The following is a 7034-nucleotide window of genomic DNA, read 5'->3' as shown; positions in this document are numbered from 1 at the left end:
GGCATCTGTTTACAGGTGCCGCTTTTTTCGTTTCAAATTCAATATTCTTGAAAGAGAGTGGCCAGGTTAGTGGGGTTGCAATGGAAAGCTATTGGACGTATCCATTAATCGTTTTACTTGCTCTTACATATATTATTGAGCTATATGTAATTTATAAAAAATAAAGTTTTCTTTCATAATTTAAAATGTTTTTTTAGTTTAGAAAAGGCTATAAATCATTAGGAATAGTTTTTTAAATAATATTAAAAGGGAGGAATTCATTAAGAATACCTCCCTTTTTCATATCTTTATTAATGACCAGTTGTTTCAATGGCAATGGCAGGACAGTTTGTTTTCGCTTCAATGACCATGGCCTCTGTACTGGGGGGGACATTTTCTGGAATCGCTTTTGCCAGACCGCTATCGTCCATAGAAAAAACATCGCCACAAAGGGTGACGCACAGGCCACAACCAATGCATTTTTCATTTACATATGCTTTCATAAGATCTCTCCTTTATAAACAGTTTGTAGTATTGTTTCTCTTTCCATGAAAGATATGCACTATTTCAATAAAAAGATATAGTTATAAATTTTAGATTCATTTATAAAGGAGTATAGATTTTAAAAAAATATTTTTTGAAGGCAATTCTTTTCTATATCAAAATAAAGTGTTTATACAGGTTCACCGTACTTATTTTCTTCCGGTGTACCTGCAGTTGCTTCTAAAACGATAAGCCAAATAATACTTGCAAGACTAAGTAACCAAATTAAAATTAATCCACCTAATGCTGCGCTCCTTGAAACAAAGGCAAGGGGAATGACAATTAGAAAGATTGCAAAGGGAATATATCCAAGTAAAATCCACCAGCCGGATTTATTAATATCATGTAATCTTCTTATAGACGCTCCAAGACTGGGCAAAAAGAGCGCAAGAGAATAAATTGTTGATAAAATATCCGTATGCAAGATTTTACCTATCAAGTTGATGATTAGGGAGAAAATAATATTAAATAATACAAAGTACCAGAATGTTCTCCTACTTTCACGTCCTGTAAAAACGGCATATTTTTTAATAATTTCTATGTAGCTATTCATAAATAGATAACCTCCTCATTAATATATAAAAAGAATATACCATAATTTTACATAAGTCAACAATATATGGAAGTTAATTGAACAATCAGTCTTTATATTTCTTTCGAAAAAAGCCTGCATTACAGTGCAATTTTTTTGCAAAGCAAAGCAAGCTTATATGTGTGTGTGATAAAACAAATTAGGCTTTCTCAAAGGTGTCAATGCTTTAGACATCTGTTGGAATGCTCTGTTTTGCAGAGGAATTAATATTCCTTGCCCATCATTAAGGCAACATCCATCCATTCGGTAACCATTTGATAGGCATCATTTTCATCCTGCAGACGCGCTAAGGTTTCCTCATCGCTATCGAAGGTAAGCAACAACGCACCGTAAATGTTGTAAAAATCAATACGCCAGTCGGTTTTATCCTTGTATTCTCTTAGGTGATAAACCATTTCGTTTAACCCTGTAACTGTAAATTTTTCGTGAATCATATCAATCCCTCCTTTTCCAACTGAGTTTTGTCTAGTATACCAAATAAATATGCATATGAAAAGAGATATGTTAAAAAATATACAAGACTATAGTCAGAATTCATTGGGAATACTGAAAAAGGAAGATTTTTCGGTGACATGGAAAATTTGTATTGATTTTCCATGTTTGGTATGGTAGAATTCATACAAATAAGAGGGAGTAGCTTTCGCTATAAGCGACGCCAACGTTCGTCATCACGGCCAAACAGCCCGGACGTTGCCCCAAGAATGCTGAGTATTCTTAGGAAGCAAGACTTTTATTGTACCGAAAAATTTGTATGGGTGCAATAAAGGTCTTTTTTGTTTGCACCGAAAGGAGAATGGAAATGGATAAACTTTGGATGAGAAAAAAGGAGGAGCTATTTCGCGAATACGAAACCTCAAAGCATGGGCTCTCTGGGGAAGAAGGGGAAAAACGGCTGGAAAAGTACGGGGAAAATAAGCTGAGGGAAGGCAAGCGCAAGGGCCTTGTTCAGGTGTTTTTTGAGCAGTTTGCTGATCTTTTGGTTGTCATTTTAATTGTAGCGGCCATCATTTCGGCGTTGACCGGAGGAATGGAAGGCACCATCGTTATTATCACCGTATTGATATTAAATGCGATTTTAGGTACGGTACAGCATTTTAAAGCAGAAAAATCTCTGGAAAGTCTAAAGGCAATGTCTGCTCCTAATGCGAGAGTCATTCGTGATGGGGAAAAAATGGAGGTTCCAGCCGTAAAGTTGGTTCCAGGTGATATTTTGCTTTTGGAAGCAGGGGATGTTGCCGCGGCGGATGGTCGTATTTTAGAAAATCACTCCCTGCAGGTTAGCGAGAGCGCCTTAACGGGAGAATCGGAAAATGTAAATAAATCTGCTGATTTAATTGAGGAAGAGGAACTTCCTTTGGGAGACCGCTTAAATATGGTTTTTAGTGGATCTTTGATTTCTTATGGACGTGCTGTGGTTTTGGTAACTGCTACAGGTATGGAGACAGAGATTGGAAAAATTGCTAACCTGATGGAATCTGCCCAGGAAAAAACAACTCCACTGCAAAGAAGCTTAGATGATTTTTCAAAAAAGCTTTCTTTTGTCATTCTGGCAATCTGTGTTATTGTGTTTGGCCTTGGCGTATGGCGTGGTCAGGCTATAGCAGATGCTTTGATGTTTGCTGTGGCGTTGGCGGTGGCTGCAATTCCTGAGGCGTTAAGCTCTATTGTGACCATTGGGTTGGCAATTGGTACCCAAAAAATGGCGAGGGAAAATGCCATCATTAAAAACCTTCGGGCGGTGGAAAGCTTGGGTTGTGTTTCCGTAATTTGTTCTGATAAAACAGGTACATTGACCCAGAATAAAATGACGGTGCAAAAGGTGTTTACCCTGGGCGGTACCACGGACGCAGATGATGTAGATAGTGATAAAAAACAGCATAGAGAGCTGATTGTAACAGGGGTTCTTTGTAATGATGGGGCAATTAGCGGAGATGCCAAAATAGGTGACCCTACGGAAACGGCGTTGCTTAGTTTTTGCCGTAAAACCGGTGGTCATGAGGCAGATATTAGAGGGGAATATCCTCGTCTAAGTGAGCTTCCCTTTGATTCTGACCGAAAGCTCATGTCCACCTTGCACCAACTTGATGAAAAAATATTAATGATGACAAAGGGTGCTCCTGATGTATTGCTTTCCAGATGCAATAATATTGTGGAAAACGAAACGGTAAGAGAAATCACCCAAAAGGATTTGGATAGAATTATTGCAGAAAATCAAGATTTTTCTTCCCAAGGCCTAAGAGTTCTGGCTTTTGGGAAAAAGGAAATTGGTGAACAACGTCGTCTGATCTTGGAGGATGAAAGGGACTTAACCTTTATTGGTTTGATTGCCATGATGGATCCCCCCCGTTTGGAATCTGCGTCTGCTGTTGCTGACTGTCTGCGGGCAGGCATTCGCCCTGTTATGATTACAGGGGATCACAAGGTAACGGCATCTGCCATTGCAAAAGAAATTGGTATTTTGCAAGAAGGAGACAGAGCCGTTGTGGGTGCAGAGCTGGAGCATATTAGTGACGAAGAATTGCGGGATATGGTAAAAGAAATTTCTGTGTATGCCCGTGTTTCCCCCGAGCATAAAATCAGAATTGTACGTGCTTGGCAGGAAAACGGCTGCATTGCGGCGATGACTGGTGATGGCGTAAATGATGCCCCTGCGCTAAAACAGGCGGATATTGGTATTGCTATGGGTATCACGGGTACTGAAGTATCTAAGGATGCGGCGGCAATGATTTTAACGGATGACAACTTTGCAACCATCGTAAAAGCCGTTGGCAATGGGCGTAATGTGTATGCAAACATCAAAAATTCAATCCAATTTTTGCTTTCCGGTAACCTTGCTGGGATTATAACAGTATTGTTTACTTCCTTATTGGGATTGCCATTGCCTTTTACAGCAGTACAGCTATTGTTTATCAATTTGCTCACAGATAGTTTGCCTGCATTGGCAGTAAATATGGAAAAACCCACTGGGGATTTATTAAATGATAAACCGAGAAACCCAAAAGAAAGCATTTTAACACGGGATTTTGTAAATAGATTGGTGTTGCAGGGAGGCTTGATTTCTGTTGTGACCATTATAGCCTTTTATGTTGGTCTGGGTGAAAATCCCGGTTTGGCATCTACTATGGCATTTGCAACTCTTTGCTTGGCTCGTTTGTTCCATGGGTTCAATTGCAGGGGAACACGCTCCATCTTTCGACTACCCAATAACCCATATAGCTATGGTGCCTTTGCCATTGGTGGTATTTTGCTTATGGCGGTGCTATTGTTGTCTGGTTTACACCAATTGTTTGATATTGATGATGCTTTGACAGTTACACATATTTTGCAGATTGTTGGTCTGGCATTTGTGCCTACGTTGATTATTCAGTTGGAACGTTTAGCAAGAGGAAGATAAAAGAACATTAGAATTTAAAAGGGCAAGCATATGCTTGCCCTTTTAAATAAAGCTCAGTTTCTTTAAGTTTTCTAGAATGGGGCAAAGTCCATACTACTGATTTTATTGATGAAACCCTTTGATTCTAACCCTTGCCCATTATAAAATATGTTTATTTGAAATTCTGAGGTGTCTTCTTATTTGGCACCTTTTTTGATGACGCCATGTGCAGAATACCTTTGTATTCTACTCCACATTTTTCATAGTTAATGAAATTCTCTTCTTTTCTATATCTACGGAGAGCACTTTTACCTTTACTGCATCCCCAAGCTTTACTGCTTCTAGAGGATGTTTGATGAATCGGTTACAAATCTGAGAGATATGCACTAGTCCGTCTTGATGTACACCAATATCCACAAATACACCAAAATCTATGACATTACGCACCGTTCCCGTCAAAATCATCCCTTCTTGCAAATCCTCCATAGAAAGAACGTCACTGCGCAAAATAGGGGCAGGGGCATCTTCGCGAGGGTCACGTCCGGGTTTTTCCAATTCCTTGATGATGTCCTCCAGCGTGGGAACACCAATGCCCAGTGTTTCTGCCATTTTTTCAGGGGAAGCTATTTTTTTGCTTAAGCCTGTTACTTGTTTTTTCCCCACATCCTCTAGGGTGAAGCCGCAAGCGCTAAGAAGCTTTTCTGCCGCTCCGTAGCTTTCAGGATGCACTCCTGTGTGGTCTAAGGCCATGTTGCTTTCGGAGATGCGCAAAAACCCGGCACACTGTAAAAATGCTTTAGGCCCTAACTTTGGCACTTTCAGCAATTCCTTACGGGTTTTAAATTTTCCGTTTTCTTCCCGATATAACAATATGTTCTTCGCAACGGTGCTGTTGATCCCTGCAACATAAGAAAGCAAAGAAGGGCTTGCGGTGTTCAAATCCACCCCTACGCTGTTTACACAGTCTTCAACTACGCCCCCTAAGGTTTCACCAAGACGTTTTTGGTTCATGTCATGCTGATATTGTCCCACGCCGATGGATTTGGGATCTATTTTTACCAACTCCGCCAAAGGGTCTTGGATTCTTCTGCCGATGGAAACAGCACTACGCAGAGATACGTCATATTGGGGAAATTCCTCTGCACCCAGCTTGGATGCGGAATAAACGGAAGCCCCTGCCTCATTGGCAATGATATACTGAACCTTTCGATCTAATCCTTTCAAAACTTCTGCAACAAACTGCTCCGACTCTCTGGAAGCGGTGCCGTTACCAATAGAAATTAGGGAAACGCCATAGGTTTCTATGAGGCGTTTCAGTGTTTTTTCGGCCTCTTCTTTTTTATTTTGGGGTGGTGTTGGATAAATCACTGCTGTTTCCAAAGGTTTTCCTGTTTCATCAATCACTGCCAGCTTACAACCTGTACGAAAAGCCGGGTCTAAAGCTAAGACAACCTTACCTGCAATGGGAGGCTGTAATAGAAGCTGCTTCAAGTTTTCACGAAAGACGCCCAAAGCAGATTCTTCGGCCTTTTCCGTAAAATCGTTGCGAAGCTCTCGTTCTAAGGATGGAGCAATGAGTCTTTTATAGCTATCCTCGATGACAGCCTGTAAAATTTCGGCAGTATGGCTGTTTTTCTTGATGACAACACGCCCTATTTTTTCAAAAAGACGTTCATCCTCTCCTTGAATTTTTACGGAAAGAAAGCCTTCTTTTTCGCCACGGTTAATTGCTAGAATGCGGTGAGAGGCGATATTCTTTAAGGGCTCACTATAATCATAATACATTTCGTATACAGAAGGCTCATCCTTTGCTTTTTGAGAGAGCAATAGACTGTTTTTCATCCATTCCTCTCGAAGGAGCTGTCGAATGCTTGCATCGTCGGAAAGCTGTTCCGCCAAAATATCTTTTGCGCCTTCTATGGCATCTTCAACAGAGGAAACGCCTTTCTCTTCATCCACAAAAGCGGCGGCATATTCATTCAAAGGGGTCAAAAGCACCTGTCCCCAAATCATTTCTGCCAAAGGAGCTAAGCCTTTTTCTTTGGCAATGGATGCTCTGGTACGGCGTTTTGGGCGGAATGGGCGGTAAATATCGTCAATTTCTGTTTGGGTTATGGCATCTTCCAGCTTTTTAGCCAATTCATAGGTAAGAAGGCCTTGCTCTTCGATGGAGGAACGCACTTGCTCCCGTTTTTCCTCGAGATTTCTTAGGGCGGTTAAACGCTCTGCAAGTTGACGAATGATTTGGTCATCTAAAGATCCTGTCATTTCTTTACGGTATCTTGCAATAAATGGCACTGTGTTGCCTTCATCCAAAAGGGCAACTGTATTTTCCACTTGAAAAGTTTTAATATTCAGTTCTTCTTGTAATCGTTTTAGAATATCCATTTTTACGCCTTCCTTTTTAATTATGCTTTTTACAGAGTGAAAAAATCAAAACCTTAATGTTTTGACTGAAACACTCCCTTTTTTGGGGTCTCGCTTAAAAAGCAAGTGGGTTTTGGATGGAACTGCACGCTACCATCAAAAAGGATGGTTTTGCGGAGG

Annotated in this window: 5 protein-coding genes; 1 reads left to right on the top strand and 4 read right to left on the bottom strand. The window is 40.5% G+C overall.

Features of this window, described 5'->3' with window-relative positions:
• Positions 1-290: 290 nt before the first annotated feature.
• The 3 genes from RTK36_RS10910 to RTK36_RS10900 all read right to left on the bottom strand — a co-directional run bounded on the left by RTK36_RS10910 (position 291) and on the right by RTK36_RS10900 (position 1548).
• Positions 291-482, bottom strand: a complete 192-nt coding sequence (locus RTK36_RS10910; RefSeq protein ID WP_066046559.1) for a ferredoxin — start codon at positions 480-482, stop codon at positions 291-293.
• Between the two features lie 170 nt (positions 483-652).
• Positions 653-1075, bottom strand: coding sequence for a DUF805 domain-containing protein (locus RTK36_RS10905; protein ID WP_312047120.1), 423 nt, complete (start codon positions 1073-1075; stop codon positions 653-655).
• A 242-nt stretch (positions 1076-1317) separates the two neighbouring features.
• Positions 1318-1548: a hypothetical protein gene (locus RTK36_RS10900; RefSeq protein ID WP_312047118.1), complete on the bottom strand. Its 231-nt coding sequence runs from the start codon at positions 1546-1548 to the stop codon at positions 1318-1320.
• Positions 1549-1913: 365 nt separating this feature from the next.
• On the opposite strand from RTK36_RS10900, the gene RTK36_RS10895 reads away from it, so the two are divergent.
• The gene (locus RTK36_RS10895) at positions 1914-4508 is read left to right on the top strand and encodes a cation-translocating P-type ATPase (protein WP_312047116.1); all 2595 of its coding nucleotides are present in this window, start codon (positions 1914-1916) and stop codon (positions 4506-4508) included.
• Between the two features lie 225 nt (positions 4509-4733).
• On the opposite strand, the gene RTK36_RS10890 is transcribed toward RTK36_RS10895, so the two are convergent.
• Complete coding sequence (locus tag RTK36_RS10890) at positions 4734-6875, bottom strand: Tex family protein (RefSeq protein ID WP_312047114.1); 2142 nt, start codon at positions 6873-6875, stop codon at positions 4734-4736.
• Positions 6876-7034 lie beyond the last annotated feature (159 nt).

It is taken from the genome of Anaerotignum sp. (assembly GCF_031981185.1).
In the GTDB taxonomy this organism is placed as follows: Bacteria; Bacillota; Clostridia; order Lachnospirales; family Anaerotignaceae; genus Chakrabartyella.
Note: the sequence above shows the minus strand (reverse complement) of the source record. Positions and strands in the feature narration are given on the sequence as shown.

What these genes read in the sequence shown, in the direction of transcription:
- RTK36_RS10910 (WP_066046559.1), bottom strand. Translation starts at nt 482, where the DNA reads ATGAAAGCATATGTAAATGAAAAATGCATTGGTTGTGGCCTGTGCGTC.
- RTK36_RS10905 (WP_312047120.1), bottom strand. Translation starts at nt 1,075, where the DNA reads ATGAATAGCTACATAGAAATTATTAAAAAATATGCCGTTTTTACAGGA.
- RTK36_RS10900 (WP_312047118.1), bottom strand. Translation starts at nt 1,548, where the DNA reads ATGATTCACGAAAAATTTACAGTTACAGGGTTAAACGAAATGGTTTAT.
- RTK36_RS10895 (WP_312047116.1), top strand. Translation starts at nt 1,914, where the DNA reads ATGGATAAACTTTGGATGAGAAAAAAGGAGGAGCTATTTCGCGAATAC.
- RTK36_RS10890 (WP_312047114.1), bottom strand. Translation starts at nt 6,875, where the DNA reads ATGGATATTCTAAAACGATTACAAGAAGAACTGAATATTAAAACTTTT.